This window comes from Pseudomonas mangrovi (genome assembly GCF_003052585.1).
GTDB classification, from domain to species: Bacteria; Pseudomonadota; Gammaproteobacteria; order Pseudomonadales; family Pseudomonadaceae; genus Aquipseudomonas; species Aquipseudomonas mangrovi.
The window spans coordinates 195,060-216,244 of sequence record NZ_QASN01000021.1; the positions used below are offsets into that span (position 1 = coordinate 195,060).

Here is a 21,185-nt window from a genome sequence, read left to right on the forward strand (position 1 = left end):
TGCGCCCTTCTCAGGCGCCCAGACGCTCCAGTCTGCGCTCCCTGCAGGCATCGCCGAAGGCGGCGAAGATGGCACGGTAAACCGGATTTTCCTGCACTTGCCACTCCGGATGCCACTGTACGCCGAGAGCAAAGCGGCGCGCGCCCTCGACCGAGAAGGCCTCGATCAGACCGTCCGGCGCCAGCGCCTCGATGCGCAGGGAGCCGGCCAACCGCTCGACGCCCTGGCCATGCAGCGAGTTGACCTGGATATGCGCGGGCAGGCCGATGGCCGACAGCAGCCCGCCGGGCTGAACGTGCAACGGGTGGCGCGGGCCATACTGGATGAACAGCTCCTCGTCGGCATTCTCGCGATGGTCCATCAATCCTTGGACCTCATGCACCTTCTGGTGCAGGCTGCCGCCGAAAGCCACGTTCATTTCCTGAAAGCCACGACAGATGCCGAACACCGGAACCCCTGCCGCCACCGCGGCGCGGATCAGCGGCAATGTGGTACGGTCTCGCTCAGGATCATGCTGGCTCGGATCACCGCTGGCAGCTCCACTGTAGTGCAAGGGCTCGACGTTCGACGGTGAGCCGGTGAACAGCAGGCCATCGAGGCTGCCGAGCAGTTCTGGAATATCGAGAAGATCGCCCAGCGCCGGAATGATCAGCGGCATGCCACCGGCAGCTACCGACAGGGCGCGGAGATATTTGTCTCCAGCGATGTGAAATGGGTGCAGGCCGAGCTGCCTGGTACAGGCGCTCACACCGATCAGCGGCAAACGAGACATGCAACACCCGCGGTACAGGGCTCAAGGGAGGTGGATTCGAGCTTAATCTTGTTCATTTTTTTCTACAACCCGCTGCGAAAGACGCGTTGCAGAGCGACTTTCAGAGGGCCTGCAACTGCACCAGAAATGGCTCGCTGCGCCACTTTTTGGCGCAAAATGGCCCGTAGTTGACAGCCTATGGCGTTTCGGATTGACTCGGATCATGAACAGGCGCCGATTGATATTTCAAACATTGAAGGTGTTGCATCATGTCGGGACTCCCGCGTGCCGTTCAGCTCAATGAAGCGAACGCGTTCCTCAAGGAACATCCTGAAGTGCTGTATGTGGACCTGCTGATCGCCGACATGAACGGCGTGGTGCGAGGCAAGCGAATCGAACGCACCAGCCTGCACAAGGTTTACGAGAAAGGCATCAACCTCCCCGCCTCCCTCTTTGCCCTCGACATCAATGGTTCGACCGTCGAGAGCACCGGCCTAGGCCTGGACATCGGCGACGCCGACCGTATCTGCTTTCCGATCCCCAACACGCTTTCCAACGAGCCCTGGCAGAAGCGCCCCACCGCGCAGCTGCTGATGACCATGCACGAGCTCGACGGCTCGCCCTTCTTCGCCGACCCGCGGGAAGTGTTGCGCCAGGTGGTGAGCAAGTTCGACGCAATGGGCCTGACCATTTGCGCTGCCTTCGAGCTGGAGTTCTATCTGATCGATCAGGAGAACGTGAACGGCCGTCCTCAGCCGCCACGCTCGCCGATCTCCGGCAAGCGCCCGCACTCGACCCAGGTCTACCTGATCGATGACCTCGACGAGTACGTCGACTGCCTGCAGGACGTCCTCGAAGGCGCCAAGGAGCAGGGCATTCCTGCCGATGCCATCGTCAAGGAAAGCGCACCGGCACAGTTCGAAGTCAACCTGCACCACGTCGCCGATGCGATGAAGGCCTGCGACTATGCGGTGCTGCTCAAACGCCTGATCAAGAACATCGCCTACGACCATGAGATGGACAGCACCTTCATGGCCAAGCCCTACCCCGGCCAGGCTGGCAACGGACTGCACGTGCATATCTCGATTCTCGACAAGGACGGCAAGAACATCTTCGCCAGCGAGAATCCACAGGAAAATGACGCACTGCGCCATGCCATCGGCGGTGTGCTGGAAAGCATGCCGGCATCGATGGCGTTCCTCTGCCCGAACGTGAATTCCTACCGCCGCTTCGGCGCCCAGTTCTACGTGCCCAATTCGCCTTGCTGGGGTCTGGACAACCGCACCGTCGCATTGCGCGTGCCCACCGACACCCCGGATGCGGTGCGCCTTGAACACCGCGTGGCCGGCGCCGACGCCAATCCCTATCTGGTGATGTCCGCGGTGCTGGCGGGCATCCACCACGGCCTTACCAACAAGATCGAGCCGGGCGCGCCAATCGAGGGCAACTCCTACGAGCAGAACGAGCAGAGCCTGCCGAACAACCTGCGTGACGCCCTGCGCACCCTGGACGACAGCGAAATCATGGCGCAGTACATCAGCCCCGATTACATCGACATCTTCGTCGCCTGCAAGGAAAGCGAACTGGAAGAGTTCGAGCACTCGATCTCCGACCTCGAGTACAACTGGTATCTGCATACGGTCTAGGCAAGCTGCAAGCGAGCCGCAGAGAGCGGTTTCCACATCAAGTCGGTTCGCAGGGCAAGGCCCCTGCTACGACCTGACCGGCACCGACAACCCGGCAAACACACCGCACCGCTACTCCAACCTGAAGCTGCGGCTTGACGCTTGCCGCCACCTTGTCGCCTAGAATCAACGCACTTTCCGAATGCCCGACAACCCAGCGAGGGTCCCATGTCCCGTATCGTCACCGTCGCCGCCACCCAGATGGCCTGTTCCTGGGACAGCCAGGCGAACATCGCCAACGCCGAACGACTGGTACGCCAGGCCGCGAGCCAGGGTGCGCAGATCATCCTGATCCAGGAGCTGTTCGAAACCCCCTACTTCTGCCAGAAGCCCAACCCGGCCTATCTGCAGCTGGCCACCTCGGTGGCCGACAATCCGGCGATCCGGCATTTCCAGAGAATCGCCGCCGAACTGCAGGTCGTGCTGCCGATCAGCTTCTTCGAGCAGGCCGGTCGTGCGCGCTTCAACTCGATCGCCATCATCGATGCCGACGGCAGCCTGCTCGGCGTCTATCGCAAGAGCCATATCCCCGATGGCCCCGGCTATCACGAGAAGTACTACTTCAATCCCGGCGATACCGGCTTCAAGGTCTGGCAGACCCGCTACGCCAGGATTGGCGTGGCGATCTGCTGGGACCAGTGGTTCCCGGAAACCGCCCGCAGCATGGCGCTGATGGGCGCAGAGCTGCTGTTCTACCCGACCGCCATCGGCAGCGAACCGCACGACCCGAACATCACCTCGCGCGACCACTGGCAGCGCGTGCAGCAAGGCCACGCCGGCGCCAACCTGATGCCGCTGATCGCCAGCAATCGCATCGGCCGCGAAGAGCAGGACGGTTACGACATCACCTTCTACGGCTCCTCGTTCATCGCCGACCAGTTCGGCGCCAAGGTCGAGGAGCTGGATGAAACCAGCGAGGGCGTTCTGGTACACGCCTTCGACCTCGACCAGCTGGAACACATCCGTAGCGCCTGGGGCGTGTTCCGTGATCGCCGCCCGAATCTGTACGGGCCGATCCGTACGCTCGACGGATCACAGCCGTCCGAGTAAGCGCGCGCTGGGTGGACACCGCGAAGCGTTTCCCACCCAGCCAAAGCAACCCCCGCGGGAGAGGCGCCACGCCGCTTCTCCGCTCCATGACTGGATATCCTGATGATCACCCTCACCACTACGCCCCGTGCCGATGGCTTCTTCATGCCCGCCGAGTGGGCAGCACATAGCCAGACCTGGATGGTCTGGCCGCAGCGTGCGGACAACTGGCGCGACAGCGCGGCGCAGGCGCAGGCCGCCTTCAGCGCAGTAGCTCGCGCCATCGCCCGCTTCGAGCCGGTCACCATCTGCGCCAGTGCCGAGCAATACCTCATCGCACGCGCAGCGCTGGATGACCCGCGCATCCGCGTGGTGGAAATCAGCACGGATGATGCCTGGGTGCGCGACACCGGGCCGACCTTCGTCATCGACGGCAAGGGCGGCCTGCGCGGTGTGGACTGGACCTTCAACGCCTGGGGCGGACTGGACGGCGGGCTCTATGCCAACTGGCAGCAGGACGATCAGGTGGCGCAGAAGATCCTGGAGATCGAGCGCTGCGAACGCTACCGCACCGAAGGCTTCGTGCTCGAGGGCGGCTCGATCCATGTCGACGGTGAAGGCACGCTGATCACTACCGAGGAGTGCCTGCTCAACCGCAACCGCAATCCCCATCTGTCTCGCGAAGAGATCGAGATCCTGCTGCGCGAGCATCTGGCAGTGGACAAGATCATCTGGCTACCGCAAGGGCTGTATAACGACGAGACCGACGGCCACATCGACAACTTCTGCTGCTTCGTCCGCCCAGGGGAAGTGCTGCTGGCCTGGACCGACGACTCGAGCGATCCGAACTTCCCGCGCTGCCAGGCGGCCCTGGCGGCACTGGAGGGGCAGCGCGACGCCCGCGGTCGCGCGCTCACCGTACATCGCATGCCGATCCCCGGCCCACTGCACGCCAGCGCTGAGGAATGCGCAGGCGTCATGAACGTCGCGGGCAGCCAGCCGCGCGACCCGTCCATTCGCCTGGCCGGCAGCTACGTCAACTTCCTGATCGTCAATGGCGGCATCATCGCGCCCAGCTTCGATGATCCGAAGGACACCGAGGCGCGCGCCATTCTCCAGCAGCTGTTCCCGGAGCGGCAGGTGGTGATGGTGCCTGGACGGGAAATCCTCCTGGGCGGCGGCAATATCCACTGTATTACCCAGCAGCAGCCGGCCGCGTAAGTTGGTCTTTGTCGAGCCGATAGAGACTGTACGCCCGGCGCCGGACTGATCGCCGACGAGGGTATCACCCTCCTGGGTGCCTTTTCCCTGTCGGGAAAAAGCAACCAAAAGCGCGTACCCCCGACATCCGGCCCGGCGGCGCCGGGGACCCTTCGCTCCATCGTCGTTCCGGGGCCGGCCTGGCGCAGGAGCGAGAGAATCCAGGCCGCCCCGCGGCCAGGCCCGAATGGGGGGCGCGCTTTCTCTTTGGTTACTTTCTCTTTGCGCGCGCAGAGAGAAAGTAACTCGCCCAGGAGGGCGTAACCGCCAATCTCCCGGCCAATCGGTTATGAGCCTGGGCACGACGATCAGGCTCGGCACCGCGAGTTTCCTGGCCGCGATAGCGCCTCTAATCGAACGGCTTCGGCCTCGGCGTAGCCTTCGTCGACGGCGGCAAAATCGGCAACGCGAAAGAGGGCTGCTCCCCGGTTAGGGTCTTCAAGAACGCCGTGATCTGCTCCACCTGCACCTTGTCCAGCTCACGCCCCAGCTGCAGCCGCGCCATCACATCGACGGCCTCCTCCAGTTCCCAATAGGCACCGTCGTGAAAGTACGGATAGGTCAGTTCGACGTTACGCAAGGTCGGCACCTTGAACTTCATGCGGTCGGCATCGTTGCCGGTCAGGCCTGCCACCCCTTCCGTCGGGTTCAGGGTCGCATAGGGCATGACCAGGCCCATCTTCTGGAAGGAGTTGCCCCCCACGGCCTGGCCGTCATGGCAGGCCGTGCAGCCAACCTCCTTGAACAGCCGGTAGCCGGCCAGCTCGGTGTCGTTGAGCGCCTTGGCATCGCCCTTGAGCCAGAGATCGAAGCGCGAGCCGGGCGTGACCAGGGTCTCTTCGAAGGCGGCGATGGCGTCAGTCACCTCGTCGAGCGTGATCTGCGGTTTGCCATAGACCCTGTCGAACGCCTGCTGGTACTGCGGGATCGAGCGCAGCACGTCGAGGGCGAGATCGTGGGTGAAGGCCATCTCGCCGGGGTTGGCAATCGGACCGGCCGCCTGTTCCTTCAGATCCGCGGCGCGGCCATCCCAGAACTGCGCCAGATTCATGCTGGAGTTGAGCACGGTGGGCGAGTTGATCGGACCCTGCTGCCAGTTGTGCCCGATCGAACTGGTCAGATTGTCGCTGCCGCCCATCGACAGGTTGTGGCACGAGTTGCAGGAGATGAATCCGGAGCGCGACAGGCGCGGATCGAAGAACAGCTGCTTGCCCAGCTCGACCTTGGCCGGATCGGCGACCTCGACCGGCTCGATCGGTTGAATCGGCTCGTTGCCGGGCGTCAGCGCCAGGGCGTTGAGACTGAAGCAGGCTCCCGCCAGCATGAACGTCAGATATCGCATGATTGCTCTCCCCAGGATCACTATTGTGATCAGCCTGGAGGATCGGCCTTCAACAGATGCTGACCCGGATCAAGGGTAGGTGCCGCTGCCTTGATATCGGACAAGGCGTGCCTCAGACCACCACGATGCGATCCTTGCCTTCACGCTTGGCCTGGTACATGGCCGCGTCGGCCCGCGCGAACAGCAGATCAAGGTCATTGTCGGCGGCGCGCAGCGTGGTCAGCCCCTGACTGACGGTGACGCTGAAGTCTCCGGCCTCGGAGAAGAACGACAGGCGCTGGATCTCGCGCGCCAGCCGCCCGGCAATCTGCTCGGCCAGCGAGGATTCGCAGCCGGGAAAGACCGCCGCGAATTCCTCGCCACCGATGCGACCGAACAGATCGCCCGAGCGCAAGGCGGTCGTCGCCGCGCGCGCCACCCGCGCCAGCACCTGATCGCCCATCTGATGCCCGTGGGTGTCGTTGATCTTCTTGAAGTCATCGATATCCAGCAACAGGAACGCCAGGGGCCCGCCACACTCGCGGGAGTGGTCGAACTCCGCGCGAGCCTGCTCGAAGAAATAGCGGCGGTTGCTGCACTGGGTGAGGCCATCCAGCGTGGCCAGGCGATGCAGCTCGCCTTCCAGACGCTTCTTCTCGGTGATGTCCTCGGCGATGCCGACGATCAGCGGCAGCCCGCCGCTGCCAACCTGGCGACTGAGAAAGCACTTGTCGCTGAGCCAGCGCAGCTGGCCGTCACCACGCAGGATGCGGTACTCGCGCGCCTCTACGGCGCCCGTCTGCAACACCTTGGCAAAGCTTTCGGCGGCGAACTCGACATCGTCCGGATAGATGCTGTTGAGCCATTCGTTGTGATCGGCGAGCAGCAATGCAGGCGAGCGCCCGAAGACGCTCTCGTAGGCAGGGCTGACATAGACCACCCGCCGCTCCTGCCAGTCGAATGCCCAGAGCACCGAGTTCACGCTTGCCAGCAGGGTACTGAACAACTGCTCACGCTCACCCAGCCGCTGCACCTCTGCGCGGCTGTGCATCAGAGCCAGGGTCAGCTCATCCACGTCCGGAAACTGCTGTTCGTCCACACTGATCAATCCGAGGAAAATGCCTGAAAGCCTCGTCTGCAGAGCGCAGGGGCCCACCGAGCAGAGAGCTCGATGTGCCCGTTAGAGCGGCGTCACCCTGTCGAGTTGCGTCGGCGCCGGAAAAATTCTCGCCCGCTGCATTGCACACCGGACGATCGAGGGGCTTCAGGCCATGCTGGTCTGAGGCCGCAGCGAATAGGTCTTGAGCTGTTCGGCAAAGTCCCGCAACGCCTGAATGCCGCTGCTCTCGGCTTCATGAATCCATTCACGCACCGCCGCGAGCATCTCGTGGCCGTTGCTGCTGGTACGCGCCCAGATCTGCTGCAGGGCCAGGCGCTTTTCGTAGATCACCTTCAGTGCCTGACTCTGCGCGAGCATGGCGGCAATGCGCTGCTGATGGCTTTCGTCGAGCAGGCTCGGCTCGCGCGACAACAGGCGCTTGGCACGACGAAACAGATGGCGCACCGACGCATCGGCACGCGCCAGCTCCAGACGAACCAGCGGCGCGATCACCTGGCGACGGTACTGCGCCATGATCTGGAAGCGGTTGTTGAGGATCGCCATCGCGGTGTCCATGTCCAGGCTGCGCTTGCCTGCCACCCGATGGGCGATGGGCGCGACACGCTGCACCTTGGCCAGACGCAGGAAGCTGAACAGCTGGATCCAGGCCCAGCCCAGGTCGAACTCCCACTTCTTCACCGACAGCTTGGCCGAGTTCGGATAGGTGTGGTGGTTGTTATGCAGCTCCTCGCCGCCGATCAGGATGCCCCAGGGCACCAGGTTGGTCGCCGCATCCTTGCACTCGAAGTTGCGATAACCGATCGCATGGCCCAGACCATTGATCACCCCGGCAGCCCAGAAGGGTATCCAGATCATCTGGATTGCCCACATCGTCAGGCCAAGCACACCGAACAGACCGATGTTCAAGGCCAGCAGCAGGCCCACACCGAGATTCGGATAGCGGCTGTAGAGGTTGCGCTCCAGCCAGTCGTCCGGGCAGTTCTTGCCATAGATGCGCAGCGTCTCGGCATTCTGCGCCTCGGCCTTGTACAGCTCGGCGCCCTTGCGCATGACGGTGCCAAGTCCCTTCACAACGGGACTGTGGGGATCATCCTCGGTTTCGCACTTGGCGTGGTGCTTGCGGTGGATGGCCGTCCACTCGCGGGTATTCATCGCCGTGGTCAGCCACAGCCAGAAACGGAAGAAGTGTTGCAGCGCCGGATGCAGCTCCAGCGAGCGGTGCGCGGAAAAGCGGTGCAGGTAGACGGTGACGCCAACGATGGTGACGTGAGTCATCAGCAGGGTGGCCAGCACCAGCTGCCAGATCGAAAGATCGAGAATGCCGTTTTGCAGTATCAAGGGGTGTCGCCTCGCAGAATTCTGCCGCCGGAACCTGGCGGCGTTTTCATCATGTCCGTGGAGCAGGAGAACCACAACCAGCGAAAAGAGTGGAGCAGGGTCTTTTCAGTGGACTCGTACAATGTGCGCCAATTCACGCTGCAGGGCCATATTCCCCGATGAGCTGCCGACCGGCGTTCGCGCGCCAGGCTGCCCGGATCAATCACGCAGGGCGCGTAAGAGCACCCGTCACCTTGCATCGCAGGTAGCAGGCAATACAGCTGCCGGCCTTCACAATGGAGGCTTCTACAACGCCGGCGCCTATACAGACGGGTCGGTATCGTCCGCCGTCACCGGGAAGTAATCCCCACCCGCCTCGAGCAACTGGCTCAGGGTGGCGCGCGGTACCGGCCGCGACAGCAGGTAGCCCTGGAATTCGTCGCAACCCTGGTAGCGCAGGAAGTCGAACTGGGCGGCGTTCTCCACCCCTTCGGCGACCACCGTCTTGCGCAGGCTCTTGCCTAGCGAGATGGCCGCGCGAGCGATCATCGCCACCTCCTCCTCACGTTCCAGATCGGTCACCAACGAGCGATCCAGCTTGATGATGTCCAGCGGGTAATGGCGCAGGTAGCCGAGCGACGAATAGCCGGTACCGAAGTCATCCATCGCCAGGGCAACACCCAGCTCCTTGAACTGCTTGAGGATGGTGACCGCCCTGGCGCTGTCCTCGAGAAACACCGTCTCGGTGATTTCCAGCTCGACCTGCTCCGGCGGCAGGCCGATCTCCTGCAGCAGTTGGGCGACCTGCATGACGATCTCGCCGCTGAGGAACAGTCGTGGCGACAGGTTGACCGCCATGCGCAACGGCACACTGCGACCGCGATTCCACTGCCGTGCGGCGTCGAATGCCTCGCGCATCACCTGCAGGGTGAGGGCTCCGATCAGCCCGGTCTCCTCGGCAATGGGGATGAAGCGATCCGGGCCGACACTGCCCAGTTGCGGGTCGAACCAACGCGCCAGCGCCTCGACACCGACGATCTTGCGACGATGATCGACTTTTGGCTGGTAGTGCACGCTGAACTCGCCGCGCTCCAGCGCCTGACGCATCGCGGTCTCGAAGCTGAGCCGCTCCTCCGCCACGCGATTGAGCGCCGAGGTGAAGAACTGGAAGGTATTGCGCCCGCGCTCCTTGGCCGCATACATGGCGACGTCGGCGTGCTTGAGCAGGGTCTGGGCGTCATCCCCATCATTGGGATAGAGCGCCACGCCGAGGCTACCGCCTACCTGGAAGTCCCGCCCGAGCAGGTTCACCGGTCGCGCAATCTCCTGCAGCAGGGTGCGCAGTACGGTGATCACGGTACTGACCCGGTAATGATCGTTGAGCAGCACCACGAACTCGTCACCGCCCAGCCGTGCCACCGTATCGGAGGCGCGCAGGCAGCCCTGCAGACGCTGGGCGATTTCCTTGAGCAGCTCGTCGCCACTGGCGTGACCCAGGCTGTCATTGATGAACTTGAAGTTGTCGAGGTCGATGAACACCAGGGTCATGTAGAAGCCGAGCCGACGCGCACGCAGGATGCCCTGCTCCAGGCGATCCCCCAGCAGCACCCGATTCGGCAGGCCGGTGAGCTGGTCATGGTTGGCCTGACGCTCGAGCTGCTGCTGGTAGTGGCGGCGCTCGGAGATGTCCTGCACGGTGCCCTCGTAGCAGAGAAACTCGCCCTGCGGACCGCGCACCAGGTGGGCGTTCTCGGAAATCCAGATACGCAACCCATCGCGTCGATAGACTTCAGCCTCGAAGTTGACGACCTCGCCCTGGCTGGCCATCAGACGGTGGAATTGCTCGCGGCGGCCGGGATCGACGTACAGCCGGTGGCCGATGTCGGACAGATCACGTACCAGCTCCGCGGCACTGTCATAGCCATAGATCCGCGCCAGCGCCGGATTGGCCGCCAGATAGCGACCGTCGGCGGTGGTCTGGAAAATGCCCTCCGAGGCGTGCTCGAAGATGTGCCGATAGCGCAACTCCGCCTGCTCCAGCGCTTCGAGCGTGGCGCGCTGCGCCGAAATGTCCTCGATGAAGCCTTCGACCACGATCTCGCCCTGCTCGTCGGCGACGGCGACACCGCGCTCGTGAACCCAGCGCAGCTCACCGCTGGCCGTACGGATGCGATATTGCACGCCAAAGCGTCGACCGCTGCGCACCGACTCCTGAATGACCGCCCGCACCCGCTGGCGATCCTCCGGCCAGGTGAGCTCTTCCCAGGTCGCAGCGCGCCCTTCGACCAGCTCGGCGGAGCCGTAACCACACAGCTCGCGGGCGCCCTCGCTGACGAAGATCATCTTCCAGTGCTGATCGTTCAGGCAGCGGTAGGCCATGCCCTGCAGGTTGTTGACCAGGGTATCGAGGACGCGGGAACGATCCAGCGCTTCGCTGCTGAGCAGGCCGGCGCGACGCGGACGGGGAGACATTTTCGACATGCAGAACACCGACGACAGGCTGACTGTGGCGCGCGGGCAGTGTAGCGCAACGATGTGATGCAGCGCACAGAGCAGAGCAGGCCATCCGCCCTTTCCCCGACACCCGGTGACAGGTCCCGAGAAAATAATATTGCGGTTGTCATTCAACTTTGAAATTATGACCGTAATTCAAAGCGGAGCATCCAGCTCCGGGGAGACTGAAAAATGGAAAACGTCGTCATTGCCGGTTATGCCCGCTCGCCCTTCCAGTTCGCTCGCAAGGGCGCCCTGATCTCGCTGCGACCGGACGAGCTGGCCGCCCAGACCATTCGCGCGCTGGTGGAACGGGCAGGCATCGACCCTGCCCTGCTCGAGGATGTGGTGATGGGCTGCGCCTACCCCGAAGCGGAGCAGGGCATGAACATTGCGCGCATGGCCAGCTTTGCCGCCGGCTTTCCCGAGCAGTTGGGCGGCGTTACGGTAAACCGCTTCTGCGGCTCCTCGATGACCGCAGTGCACTTCGCCGCCGGCCAGGTCGCGATCGGTGCTGGCGAGGCTTTCCTCTGCGCCGGTGTCGAGTCCATGACCCGAGTGCCGATGGGCGGCTTCAATCCTTCCCCCAATCCGGATCTGCTGCAGCGCTTTCCCGCGCTCTACCTGTCGATGGGCGCGACCGCCGAAGAGGTCGCCCGGCGCTTCGGCATCTCCCGGGCACGGCAGGAACAGATGGCCGTGGAGTCTCACGCCAAGGCTGCCGCTGCGCAGGCGGCAGGCCATCTGGGCGCGGAGATAGTGCCGGTGATGACCGAGCAGGGTCTGGTGGAAACGGATGGCTGCATTCGCCCGGGCACCAGCGCCGAGGTGCTTGCACAGCTCAAGCCGGCATTCGATGCCGAGGGCAGCGTCACCGCCGCCACCTCCTCCCCCCTGACCGATGGCTGCGCCGCCGTGCTGGTCTGCAGCGAAACCTTCGCTCGTGATCATGGCTTGTCCGTTCTGGCCCGGGTGCGCGCTGTCGCTGTAGCCGGCTGTGCGCCGGAGATCATGGGCATGGGCCCGGTCCATGCGACGCGCAAGGTGCTGCAGCGCGCCGGTCTGAGCATCGCCGACGTCGATCTGGTGGAAATCAACGAGGCCTTCGCCAGCCAGGCGCTGGCCTGCCTCGATCAGTTGGACATCGATCCGGCGCGAGTCAACCTCGACGGCGGCGCGTTGGCGCTGGGCCATCCTCTCGGCGCTACCGGGGCGCGTCTGGTCGGCAAGGCAGCAGCACTGCTGCAACGCACCGGCAGCAGATATGCCCTGGCGACCCAGTGCATCGCCGGCGGGCAGGGCGTAGCGACCCTGCTGGAAAGACCCTAAGATGCCCGCCTGACCAGCACAGGAGCCCGCATGCGCTACCCGGACGAGCACAAGGCCCAGACCCGCCAGCGAATCATCGACGAAGCCTCGCGGCGCTTTCGCCGCGACGGTGTCGCCGTCACCGGGTTGCAGCCACTAATGAAGGCACTCGGCCTGACCCATGGCGGCTTCTACGCGCATTTCGCCTCGAAGGACGAGTTGGTCGAACTGGCGCTGGAAAGCGCCAAGCAACAGCTGGACGCCAGTGCCGAGCCGCTGTTCATGGCGGAAAACCCTCTGCAACGCTTCATCGAAACCTACCTCTCTGCGCAGCACCGGGATCACCCGGACGCCGGCTGTCCGCTGCCTACGCTCTGTGCAGAACTCGGCCAGCGCGGCACACCCAGCAGCTACACCGATCAGGTGATCGAGCAGCGCAGCCGGCAGATTGCCGGAGCACTGCAGGATGCCGATCAGGCACGCGCAAGATTGATACTCGCCGCCCTGGTGGGAGGGCTCAGCCTGGCACGCAGCACCAAGGACCGACAGCTCGCCGACGAGCTGTTGCGGGACGTCGCCAGCCAGTTGCTGGAACTGGTTGGGCAAGCCAACGAGAAATGACCGCGCCCTGCTTGACGCAACGCTCTGCCGGCAGACGACTTTTACGCCCGGCAGCCTATCTGCTGCTGGGCGCCGCACCAGCGCTTCCGGTAACGCTGCTGGGCAGCCTGTTTTTTCTCTCCGGAGATATTCGCGCCTGGCTGTTGCTGGCCGGCGCCTGGCTCGGTTCGCTCGGACTGGCGCTGGCCGTGTTCTATCCGCCGCACACAGAGCATCCCCGCCGCAGCACCTGCATCTTCGTACTGCTGCTTTGCGGTGAGCTGGCCATGGCTCCGCTGAGCGGGTCGGTGCTTGCCGCAGGACTGATCGGCGTGAACCCCGTGCTGCTGCTTCTGATCCTCGGCCCGGCCCTGGTGGGCCTGCACTATCTTGGCCTCTGCCTGCTGCGCTTCTCCCGAGCCGGAGCGGACCTCTGGCTGGGACTGCAGGCCGGCGCGCTGCTGCTTGCCGCTGCGTTCGGCACCTTCTGGTTCCTGGGCTGACGCCGATTACAGCGGTGCGACAGCAAACCGCGCAGCAGAACATCTCCTTTTGCGCAAATTGCTATCGGCAGAAATCACTCTTTCGGGTAATGTCGGTTAAGCCGAGCGGCAGTATTCTGTGAACGCTGTCACGCTCGCTCGTCTGCCAACGCAGCCAGGCCCAAGAAAAATAATCAGGAGCGCCGGTATGAGTAGCATCCCCATGTCCCGCAATATCGGTGCATGGATCATTGGAATGATCCTCAGTATTTCGCCGTTGGCCTTCGCCAACGCCGCCAACCCCTTTGAACTGATGCAGATCCACGCCAGCCGCGCCGTCGGCAGCCTGGTGATGTACCGTGGCGAAGGTCTGCAGAAGAGCCACGCCAAGCGTCTGGAGGAGGATCTCGCCGCGCTCTCCGGCGCCTTCCAGGCGAGTCGCGAATCCAGCCCCGAACTGCAGACAGCTCTGCAGGAACTGGTCTCCCAGCTGCGCCTCGGCCTGACCTTCGGCCCGACCGAGGACGACGTGCCCTGGAGCTACGCCTCGGACCTGAGCAAGAGCCTGCGCGACTTCCTGTTGACTGCCAACCAGCTCGCCAACAGCACCCCGGAAAGCATCCTGCCGGTGAAGATCGAGTATCTCTCGATGCAGTACCTCTACCGCTCCTACATGGGCAGTTTCGAGACTGCCCGCGATCAGCCAGAGCTGTATGTCGGCCAGGACGAAAGGCGACTGGTTCCAGCGATCGACGAGGTGCTTGCCGGGATGGACGAAAGTCAGCCGGGCGTGGCCAAGCTCAAGACCCGCTGGTCCTACCTGCGCAGCGCGCTGGAGGACATGAATAGCCAGAGCAACACACTGGAAACCGTTTCCGGGCGCCCGTTCGCCCCCCTGACCGTCAGCCGCCACTCGCGCACGCTGACCAACAACTGGGTCAAGCTGGAAACCACTACCAACTGACCTGCGCCCGCTCGGCTGCCACCCGGTTCACGGCAGACGACCACGATCAGGCAGAATCACGCAGGCGGCGGACCCCAGGGTCCGTCGCCTTCGTTCCAGTAGCCCAGGCATGCCGATGACCGCCGCTCCGTTCAATCCCGCCCGATGGCTCCCCAACCCCCATCTGCAAACCCTCTGGGGGCCTTTCTGCCGCAGGCCGGCCAGGCTTGAGCGAACACGCGAGCGGCTCTGGCTGGCCGACGGCGACTTCCTCGACCTGGACTGGTACGGCCCGCACCAGGCCGAAACCCCGCTGGTGGCGGTCTTCCACGGGCTGACCGGCTCGTCCGATTCCCACTATGTACTCGGCCTGCAGGCCAGACTGGCAGCGCAGGGCTGGGCCAGCGTCGCGGTGAACTGGCGCGGCTGCTCGGGCGAACCGAACAGGCTGCCGCGCGCCTATCACTCAGGTGCGAGTGACGATGTGCTCGAAGTCATCGCCCACCTGCAGGCGTGCAGACCACTGGCAGCGCTGTTCGCAGTCGGCTATTCGCTGGGCGGCAATGTGTTGCTCAAGTACCTCGGCGAAACGGGGTCTGCCTGCCCGTTGCAGGCGGCGGTGGCGGTGTCCGTGCCCTTTCGCCTGGATGAGTGCGCCGACCGTATCGGCGAAGGCTTCTCGCGGGTTTACCAGAATCACTTCATGCGCGGACTGGTCGCCTATGTGCAGAGAAAGCGCCAGCGCTTCCTCGACCAGGGTGCCAGTGAACATCTGGCGACCCTGGAGCGCCTCGGTCCGCTGGATGACATGCGCACCTTCTGGGACTTCGATGGGCGCATCACCGCTCCCCTGCATGGCTACGCCGATGCCCACGACTACTATCGACGCGCCTCCAGCCGCTATTTTCTCGGCGAGATACGCGTCCGTACCCTGCTGATCCAGGCCGAAGACGATCCGTTCGTCTACCCGCGCAGCCTGCCGGAAGCGGCTGAGCTCTCTGCCTGCACCACCTTCGAGCGGCATGCAAAGGGCGGCCATGTCGGCTTCATCGGCGGCTCGCCCTGGTCGCCGCGCTACTACCTCGAGGAGCGCATCCCCACCTGGCTGGCCGAGCATCTGGCCACGCTGCGCTAGACCGCGTCGCCGACCGGCGGAATCACCTGTTCCAGGGCGACGTGCAGTCGCCGGTAGAGCGCCTGCACTTCGTCGCGATAGGCCGGCGCCAGATGGCCGCTTTCCAGCGCCAGCACCTGGTAGATGCCGCGCCTGAGCATGTCCGGGGACAGGTCGCTGGCATCCTCGCGCATGCTGCAGAGAAAGCGCACCCAGGAGGTCATGATGATCCAGCTGTTGAGGGTCAGCGCTTCGGTCTGCGCCGCGTCCATCCGCAGGATGCCTGCCTCGACGAAGCCGGCGTAGATCGAGCGGGCACGCGCCAGACAACGCCCGGCGAAACCACGGTAGGCGCTGGCCATCTGCAGATCGGCGTCGAGCAGGTGTTCCAGGTCGCGATGCAGGAAGCGGAACTGCCACATCAGCGACAGCAATGCTTCCAGGTAGTGGGTCTTGTCCTCGACGGTCAGGCCGCGCCCCTCCGGCAACCGCAGCAACTCCTCGACCTGGCTGGCGTAGGCGGCGAACAGCTCGGCGATGATCATCTGCTTGTTGCGGAAGTGGTAGTACAGGTTGCCCGGCGAGATACCCAGGTGGGCGGCGATGTGATTGGTCGTCACGCTGCGCTCGCCCTGCTGATTGAACAGTTCGAGACTGGCCTGAACGATGCGGTCGCGGGTCTTGGCTGGTGCGCTCATGGATGACTCTGGAAAGACAGCTGTGGCGAATAAGGTAACCCGCAGCAGCCTGTTCGTGCGCGCCACGCCCATTTGACACGCTAGAGCATTTACTCTAAAAATGCCGACACCCCCGTCGGCAGCCCGCCGCCGGTCATAGCCTGGAGACATTCCGATGGTCGCCGACATCGCCCAGCTGCAGCACAGCCAGCAGCAGCTGCATCAGCTCGACCAGCTGTTTCAGCGCCAGCGCGAGGCCTTCGCCGCACACCCGATGCCCGGCGCCGAACAGCGCATGCAGTGGCTCAAGGCATTGCGCGAATTGCTGATTGCAGAGAAGGATGCTCTGGCCGAGGCGATCAGCCGCGATTTCGGCAACCGCTCCGTCGACGAGACGCTGATGGCCGAACTGCTGCCGAGCCTGCAGAACATCGATTACGCGAGCAAACGCATCCGCCGCTGGATGCGCCCGTCGAAACGCTCCGTGGGTATGGCCTTCCAGCCGGCATCGGCACGGGTCATCTATCAGCCACTGGGCGTGGTCGGCGTCATAGTGCCGTGGAACTACCCGCTGTTTCTCGCCGTGGGGCCGCTGGTGGGCGCGCTGGCCGCTGGCAACCGGGTATTGATCAAGATGAGCGAGTCGACGCCGGCCACCTCGGCACTGGTCAAGGAGCTGTTTGCCCGCATATTCCCCGAGGATCTGGTGGCTGTGGTACTGGGCGAAGCCGAGGTTGGCGCCGCCTTCTCGCGCCTGCCGTTCGACCACCTGCTGTTCACCGGCGCTACCTCGATTGGCCGTCACGTCATGCGCGCCGCCGCGGAGAACCTCACGCCGGTGACCCTGGAGCTGGGCGGCAAGTCGCCCGCCATCGTCTCTGCCGATGTTCCGCTGGAGCATGCCGCCGAGCGGATCGCCTTCGGCAAGACGGTGAATGCCGGGCAGACCTGCGTCGCGCCGGACTACGTCCTGGTGCCGCGTAATCGCGTGGAGGACTTCGTCGAGGCCTATCGCCAGGTGGTGCTGCGCTTCTATCCGCAGCTGACGGACAACCCGGACTACACCTCGATCGTCAACGAACGCCAGCATCAGCGGCTGCTCGGCTACCTCAGCGATGCCGAGCGACTCGGCGCACGGCTGATTCCGGTCTACCCCGAAGGACAGCAGCGCCGGCTACCACACACCCTGCTGCTGGACGTGAGCGACGAGATGAAGGTCATGCAGGACGAGATCTTCGGCCCACTGTTGCCAATCGTGCCCTACGACCGGCTCGAGGATGCCCTCACCTACGTCAACCGGCGACCCCGGCCGCTGGCGCTCTACTACTTCGGCTACGACCGTGACGAGCAGCAGCGCGTGCTGGAGCAGACCCACTCCGGCGGCGTGTGCCTGAACGACACCCTGCTGCATGTTGCTCAGGATGACCTGCCCTTCGGCGGCATCGGTCCTTCCGGGATGGGCCACTACCATGGCCACGAGGGCTTTCTTACCTTCAGCAAGGCCAAGGCGGTGTTCGCCAAGCAGCGCTTCAACGCCGCGCGCAGCATCTATCCGCCCTACGGGCGTGGTCTGCAGAAACTGATCTACAAGTTCCTGCTGCGCTGAGCGCAGCCAGATCGAAGGTTGCACATGACCAACACTGTCAAGGCACATGACCCTTCGCGGCGCTCGCTACTCAAGCTCGGGCTGGTGGGCGGCGCGCTGCTGGCGACCGTTGGTGGCATAGCCAGCCTGAGCGGCGATGGTGACGATCAGCCGGCACCGGGTTACCTGGCGCTACGCACTGGCGATCTGCCTTTTCTGCAGGCGCTGATTCCGGTGATCCTCGACCAGGCGCTCGCCGGCGAACGGCTACCTGTGGTCATGCCAGCGCTGCTGCGCGACATAGATCTGGGCCTTGCCAGCGTCTCGCCCGCCCTGCTGAGTCAGATTCGCGAGCTGTTCGACGTCACTTCCAGCCGGCTCACCCGCGGTCCGCTGACGGGCGTCTGGCAACCGTGGCAGGAAACCGCGCCGGAGCAGATCGCCGAGTTCCTGCTGCGCTGGCGCGACAGTTCATTGGCGCTGCTGCGCCAGGGTCACGCGGCGTTGCTGCAGATGGTGCTGATGGCCTGGTACGGCAATCCGGACGCCTGGGCGCACTGCGGCTACCCCGGTCCGCCGTCGATCTAGCGCCCTTCCCGCAACCACACAGCCGACGGAGTAGCAGTCCCATGCCGGTATCCGACCCCTTCCGTGAAGGCATCGCCCGCGGCTGGAAGACCATCGACGGCTCACGCCTGGAGCAGGATCTGACGCTGGAGGCCGACGTTGCCATCATCGGCAGCGGCGCAGGCGGCGCGACCAGCGCCGAGATTCTCGCCAACGCCGGCTTCAAGGTACTGATCATCGAAGAGGGCCCGCTGAAAACCAGCAGCGACTTCCGCATGCAGGAATCGGAGGCCTACCCCAGCCTCTATCAGGAAGGCATCGGCCGGATGAGCAAGGACTCGGCGATCACCATTCTGCAGGGTCGCGCAGTTGGCGGCACTACCCTGATCAACTGGACGTCGTGCTTCCGCACGCCAGAGCCGACCCTCACGCACTGGGCCGAGCAACACGCCGTCCGCGGACTGGACGCCGTCAGCCTGGCGCCCTGGTTCGAGAAGATGGAGCAACGCCTCGGCATCGAGCCCTGGTCCATGCCGCCGAACGCCAACAACCAGGTCATCCAGGACGGCTGCCAGGCGCTCGGCTACCAGTGGGCCGTCATCCCGCGCAACGTGCGCGGCTGCTGGAACCTCGGCTACTGCGGCGTCGGCTGCCCGGTCAACGCCAAGCAGTCGATGCTGGTCACCAGCATTCCGGCAGCACTGGAGAAGAATGCGGAGCTGCTCTACCTGACCCGGGTGGAGCGCCTGCTGATCGACGGCGAGCACGTCAGTGGGCTGGAATGTTCCGCAATGGACGAGCGCTGCGTGGCGCCGACCGGCCGGCGCATCCGGGTCCGCGCCCGTCACTACGTACTCGCCGGTGGCGGCATCAACAGCCCCGCCGTGCTGCTGCGCTCGTCTGCGCCAGACCCTTATCGCAGGGCGGGCCGACGCACCTACCTGCATCTGGTGAACTTCTCCGCCGCGCAGTTCGACAAGACCATCAACCCTTTCTACGGCGCCCCGCAGTCGATCTACTCCGACCATTTCCAGTGGCAGCAGGGCGTCTCCGGACCCATGGGCTACAAGCTCGAAGTACCGCCGCTGCAGCCGGCGATCACCGCCACCCTGCTCGGCGGCTTCGGCCGCGACAACGCGCTGCGCATGGAGCAACTGCCGAACACCAACGTGATGCTGGCGCTGATGCGCGACGGCTTTCATCCGGACAGCGCCGAAGGCCGGGTGGAACTGCGCGGCGACGGCAGTCCGACGCTGGATTACCGGATGACCGACTACAGCTGGGATGGCATCCGTCGGGCATTTCACAGCATGGCGGAAATCCAGTTCGCCGCCGGTGCCAGGACCGTGTTGCCGCTGCACGTGGACGGCCAGCACGCCACCACTCTCGCGCAAGCCCGCAGGCAGATCGACGACCTTGATCTCGCTCTCTACCGCACCCGCCTCGGCAGCGCCCACGTCATGGGTGGCTGTGCGATGGGCGAAGACCCGACCCAGGCGGTCACCGACAGCCTGGGTCGGCATCACCAACTGGAGAACCTGTCGATCCACGACGGCTCGCTGTTCCCAACCAGCATCGGCGCCAATCCACAATTGTCGATCTATGCTCTGAGCGCAAAGCTCGCCACCCAGCTGGCCGAGCGCCTGCGCCCCACCTGAGGTGCCCGCGATGTCCAGGAGGCCACGTATGCCAGAACTGATCTCGGTCCTGTTGATCATCGCCGGCATCATTCATCTGCTCCCGCTCAGCGGCGTGCTCGGTGCGGAGCGCCTGGCGGTTCTTTACGGCCAGTCGTTCGACGACCCCAACCTGCTGATCATGATGCGCCACCGGGCGGTGCTGTTCGGCCTGCTCGGCACGCTGCTGCTGGCGGCCGCCTTCGTCACCTGGTTGCGGCCCCTCGCCCTGGGCGCGGGGCTGGTCAGCGTCATCTCGTTCATCCTGCTGGCGAAGCTCAGCCCCGGCTACAACGAGGCGCTGCGCAAGGTCGTCATCGCCGACTGGGTGGCGCTGGTCGGGCTGCTGCTAGCCCTGGCGCTATTGCTGATGCAGCAGCGGGACAATCTCGGCTAGGCCGTACACCACAGCGCGTCGCTTGGCCCTGCCGGCCTGCTGCGCTACCATCCGCTTCCCTTTCCTTGCCCGCCAGGACGTCGCAATGAACCGAGTGCTCTACCCGGGAACCTTCGACCCCATCACCAAAGGCCATGGCGACCTGGTCGAGCGCGCCGCGCGCCTGTTCGATCACGTAATCATCGCGGTAGCCGCCAGCCCGAAGAAGAATCCGCTGTTCACCCTGGAACATCGGGTAGCGCTGGCCAGGGAAGTCACCAAGCATCTGCCGAATGTCGAGGTGGTCGGTTTCTCCACCCTGCTCGCGCATTTCGTCAAGGAGCAGAACGCCAACATCCTGCTGCGCGGCCTGCGCGCGGTGTCTGACTTCGAATACGAGTTTCAGCTGGCCAACATGAACCGTCAGCTCGCACCGGATGTGGAAAGCCTGTTCCTCACGCCCTCGGAGAAGTATTCCTACATCTCCTCCACCCTGGTGCGCGAAATCGCCGCGCTCGGTGGCGACATCACCAAGTTCGTTCACCCGGCGGTTGCCGAGGCCCTCGCCGAACGCTTCGGCCAGTAACGGCGCATGTGCCCGGCCCCGGCCGGCAGGAGTTAACGATGTCCCTGATAATCACCGACGACTGCATCAACTGCGACGTCTGCGAGCCCGAGTGCCCGAACGGGGCGATCTCCCAAGGCGAGGAAATCTACGTCATCGACCCCAACCTGTGCACCGAATGCGTCGGCCACTACGACGAGCCACAGTGCCAGCAGGTCTGCCCGGTGGATTGCATCCCTCTCGACCAGAACAACGTCGAGAGCAAGGATGAGCTGATGCAGAAGTACCTGATCATCACCGGCAAGGCCTGAACGCC

Annotated in this window: 20 protein-coding genes; 14 read left to right on the plus strand and 6 right to left on the minus strand. The window is 64.3% G+C overall.

Translation table 11 applies throughout. The features are described 5' to 3' along the window. Positions 1 to 10: 10 nt before the first annotated feature. On the minus strand, positions 11 to 772 hold the full coding sequence (locus DBO85_RS17175; protein ID WP_108108715.1) for a gamma-glutamyl-gamma-aminobutyrate hydrolase family protein: 762 nt from the start codon (positions 770 to 772) through the stop codon (positions 11 to 13). Between the two features lie 248 nt (positions 773 to 1,020). Between DBO85_RS17175 and DBO85_RS17180 the strand changes: the two genes are divergently transcribed. From DBO85_RS17180 to aguA, 3 genes are all read left to right on the plus strand, one after another. Continuing rightward, on the plus strand, positions 1,021 to 2,397 hold the full coding sequence (locus DBO85_RS17180; protein ID WP_108108717.1) for a glutamine synthetase family protein: 1,377 nt from the start codon (positions 1,021 to 1,023) through the stop codon (positions 2,395 to 2,397). Between the two features lie 207 nt (positions 2,398 to 2,604). Next, positions 2,605 to 3,486, plus strand: coding sequence for an N-carbamoylputrescine amidase (gene aguB, locus DBO85_RS17185; RefSeq protein ID WP_108108718.1), 882 nt, complete (start codon positions 2,605 to 2,607; stop codon positions 3,484 to 3,486). Positions 3,487 to 3,588: 102 nt separating this feature from the next. Continuing rightward, on the plus strand, positions 3,589 to 4,686 hold the full coding sequence (gene aguA, locus DBO85_RS17190) for an agmatine deiminase (protein ID WP_108108720.1): 1,098 nt from the start codon (positions 3,589 to 3,591) through the stop codon (positions 4,684 to 4,686). A 388-nt stretch (positions 4,687 to 5,074) separates the two neighbouring features. Here aguA and DBO85_RS17195 read toward each other — a convergent pair whose 3' ends face one another. The 4 genes from DBO85_RS17195 to DBO85_RS17210 all read right to left on the minus strand — a co-directional run bounded on the left by DBO85_RS17195 (position 5,075) and on the right by DBO85_RS17210 (position 10,955). Then, positions 5,075 to 6,067: a cytochrome-c peroxidase gene (locus DBO85_RS17195; RefSeq protein ID WP_108108722.1), complete on the minus strand. Its 993-nt coding sequence runs from the start codon at positions 6,065 to 6,067 to the stop codon at positions 5,075 to 5,077. A 112-nt stretch (positions 6,068 to 6,179) separates the two neighbouring features. Then, on the minus strand, positions 6,180 to 7,097 hold the full coding sequence (locus tag DBO85_RS17200; protein WP_108109085.1) for a sensor domain-containing diguanylate cyclase: 918 nt from the start codon (positions 7,095 to 7,097) through the stop codon (positions 6,180 to 6,182). Positions 7,098 to 7,310: 213 nt separating this feature from the next. Further along, complete coding sequence (desA, locus tag DBO85_RS17205) at positions 7,311 to 8,501, minus strand: delta-9 fatty acid desaturase DesA (RefSeq protein ID WP_108109087.1); 1,191 nt, start codon at positions 8,499 to 8,501, stop codon at positions 7,311 to 7,313. 303 nt (positions 8,502 to 8,804) lie between these two features. Beyond that, positions 8,805 to 10,955: a putative bifunctional diguanylate cyclase/phosphodiesterase gene (locus DBO85_RS17210; RefSeq protein ID WP_407681485.1), complete on the minus strand. Its 2,151-nt coding sequence runs from the start codon at positions 10,953 to 10,955 to the stop codon at positions 8,805 to 8,807. Between the two features lie 213 nt (positions 10,956 to 11,168). Here DBO85_RS17210 and DBO85_RS17215 point away from each other — a divergent pair, with 213 nt between their 5' ends. From DBO85_RS17215 to DBO85_RS17235, 5 genes are all read left to right on the plus strand, one after another. Continuing rightward, positions 11,169 to 12,305, plus strand: a complete 1,137-nt coding sequence (locus DBO85_RS17215) for a thiolase family protein (protein WP_108108726.1) — start codon at positions 11,169 to 11,171, stop codon at positions 12,303 to 12,305. Between the two features lie 30 nt (positions 12,306 to 12,335). Beyond that, positions 12,336 to 12,905 (plus strand): TetR/AcrR family transcriptional regulator, encoded by a 570-nt coding sequence (locus DBO85_RS17220; RefSeq protein WP_108108728.1) that lies wholly within the window; start codon positions 12,336 to 12,338, stop codon positions 12,903 to 12,905. Next, on the plus strand, positions 12,902 to 13,387 hold the full coding sequence (locus DBO85_RS17225) for a hypothetical protein (protein WP_108108730.1): 486 nt from the start codon (positions 12,902 to 12,904) through the stop codon (positions 13,385 to 13,387). The genes DBO85_RS17220 and DBO85_RS17225 overlap by 4 nt, the downstream gene beginning before the upstream one ends. 187 nt (positions 13,388 to 13,574) lie before the next feature. Beyond that, positions 13,575 to 14,330, plus strand: coding sequence for a hypothetical protein (locus tag DBO85_RS17230; RefSeq protein WP_108108731.1), 756 nt, complete (start codon positions 13,575 to 13,577; stop codon positions 14,328 to 14,330). A gap of 115 nt (positions 14,331 to 14,445) precedes the next feature. After that, a complete protein-coding gene (locus tag DBO85_RS17235) occupies positions 14,446 to 15,444 on the plus strand; it encodes a hydrolase (protein ID WP_407681490.1) in 999 nt (332 codons plus the stop codon). Here DBO85_RS17235 and DBO85_RS17240 read toward each other — a convergent pair. Further along, positions 15,441 to 16,121, minus strand: coding sequence for a TetR/AcrR family transcriptional regulator (locus DBO85_RS17240; RefSeq protein WP_108108735.1), 681 nt, complete (start codon positions 16,119 to 16,121; stop codon positions 15,441 to 15,443). The two genes, DBO85_RS17235 and DBO85_RS17240, sit on opposite strands and share 4 nt — an antisense overlap. Positions 16,122 to 16,275: 154 nt before the next feature. Between DBO85_RS17240 and DBO85_RS17245 the strand changes: the two genes are divergently transcribed. The 6 genes from DBO85_RS17245 to DBO85_RS17270 all read left to right on the plus strand — a co-directional run bounded on the left by DBO85_RS17245 (position 16,276) and on the right by DBO85_RS17270 (position 21,180). Continuing rightward, a complete protein-coding gene (locus tag DBO85_RS17245) occupies positions 16,276 to 17,706 on the plus strand; it encodes a coniferyl aldehyde dehydrogenase (protein WP_108108737.1) in 1,431 nt (476 codons plus the stop codon). Positions 17,707 to 17,730: 24 nt separating this feature from the next. Beyond that, positions 17,731 to 18,273, plus strand: coding sequence for a twin-arginine translocation pathway signal protein (locus DBO85_RS17250; protein WP_108108739.1), 543 nt, complete (start codon positions 17,731 to 17,733; stop codon positions 18,271 to 18,273). A gap of 41 nt (positions 18,274 to 18,314) precedes the next feature. Then, positions 18,315 to 19,910, plus strand: a complete 1,596-nt coding sequence (locus tag DBO85_RS17255) for a GMC family oxidoreductase (protein ID WP_108108742.1) — start codon at positions 18,315 to 18,317, stop codon at positions 19,908 to 19,910. A gap of 28 nt (positions 19,911 to 19,938) precedes the next feature. Next, positions 19,939 to 20,325 (plus strand): phosphopantetheine adenylyltransferase, encoded by a 387-nt coding sequence (locus tag DBO85_RS17260; RefSeq protein WP_108108744.1) that lies wholly within the window; start codon positions 19,939 to 19,941, stop codon positions 20,323 to 20,325. Between the two features lie 85 nt (positions 20,326 to 20,410). Further along, a complete protein-coding gene (gene coaD / locus DBO85_RS17265; RefSeq protein WP_108108746.1) occupies positions 20,411 to 20,890 on the plus strand; it encodes a pantetheine-phosphate adenylyltransferase in 480 nt (159 codons plus the stop codon). A gap of 38 nt (positions 20,891 to 20,928) precedes the next feature. Then, entirely contained in the window at positions 20,929 to 21,180 is a 252-nt protein-coding gene (locus DBO85_RS17270; RefSeq protein ID WP_108108748.1) for a YfhL family 4Fe-4S dicluster ferredoxin, read from the plus strand. Positions 21,181 to 21,185 lie beyond the last annotated feature (5 nt).

Coding starts and splice junctions, on each gene's coding strand:
- DBO85_RS17175 (WP_108108715.1), bottom strand. CDS start 772: ATGTCTCGTTTGCCGCTGATCGGTGTGAGCGCCTGTACCAGGCAGCTC.
- DBO85_RS17180 (WP_108108717.1), top strand. CDS start 1,021: ATGTCGGGACTCCCGCGTGCCGTTCAGCTCAATGAAGCGAACGCGTTC.
- aguB (WP_108108718.1), top strand. CDS start 2,605: ATGTCCCGTATCGTCACCGTCGCCGCCACCCAGATGGCCTGTTCCTGG.
- aguA (WP_108108720.1), top strand. CDS start 3,589: ATGATCACCCTCACCACTACGCCCCGTGCCGATGGCTTCTTCATGCCC.
- DBO85_RS17195 (WP_108108722.1), bottom strand. CDS start 6,067: ATGCGATATCTGACGTTCATGCTGGCGGGAGCCTGCTTCAGTCTCAAC.
- DBO85_RS17200 (WP_108109085.1), bottom strand. CDS start 7,097: ATGCACAGCCGCGCAGAGGTGCAGCGGCTGGGTGAGCGTGAGCAGTTG.
- DBO85_RS17210 (WP_407681485.1), bottom strand. CDS start 10,955: ATGTCTCCCCGTCCGCGTCGCGCCGGCCTGCTCAGCAGCGAAGCGCTG.
- DBO85_RS17215 (WP_108108726.1), top strand. CDS start 11,169: ATGGAAAACGTCGTCATTGCCGGTTATGCCCGCTCGCCCTTCCAGTTC.
- DBO85_RS17220 (WP_108108728.1), top strand. CDS start 12,336: ATGCGCTACCCGGACGAGCACAAGGCCCAGACCCGCCAGCGAATCATC.
- DBO85_RS17225 (WP_108108730.1), top strand. CDS start 12,902: ATGACCGCGCCCTGCTTGACGCAACGCTCTGCCGGCAGACGACTTTTA.
- DBO85_RS17230 (WP_108108731.1), top strand. CDS start 13,575: ATGAGTAGCATCCCCATGTCCCGCAATATCGGTGCATGGATCATTGGA.
- DBO85_RS17235 (WP_407681490.1), top strand. CDS start 14,446: ATGACCGCCGCTCCGTTCAATCCCGCCCGATGGCTCCCCAACCCCCAT.
- DBO85_RS17240 (WP_108108735.1), bottom strand. CDS start 16,121: ATGAGCGCACCAGCCAAGACCCGCGACCGCATCGTTCAGGCCAGTCTC.
- DBO85_RS17245 (WP_108108737.1), top strand. CDS start 16,276: ATGGTCGCCGACATCGCCCAGCTGCAGCACAGCCAGCAGCAGCTGCAT.
- DBO85_RS17250 (WP_108108739.1), top strand. CDS start 17,731: ATGACCAACACTGTCAAGGCACATGACCCTTCGCGGCGCTCGCTACTC.
- DBO85_RS17255 (WP_108108742.1), top strand. CDS start 18,315: ATGCCGGTATCCGACCCCTTCCGTGAAGGCATCGCCCGCGGCTGGAAG.
- DBO85_RS17260 (WP_108108744.1), top strand. CDS start 19,939: ATGCCAGAACTGATCTCGGTCCTGTTGATCATCGCCGGCATCATTCAT.
- coaD (WP_108108746.1), top strand. CDS start 20,411: ATGAACCGAGTGCTCTACCCGGGAACCTTCGACCCCATCACCAAAGGC.
- DBO85_RS17270 (WP_108108748.1), top strand. CDS start 20,929: ATGTCCCTGATAATCACCGACGACTGCATCAACTGCGACGTCTGCGAG.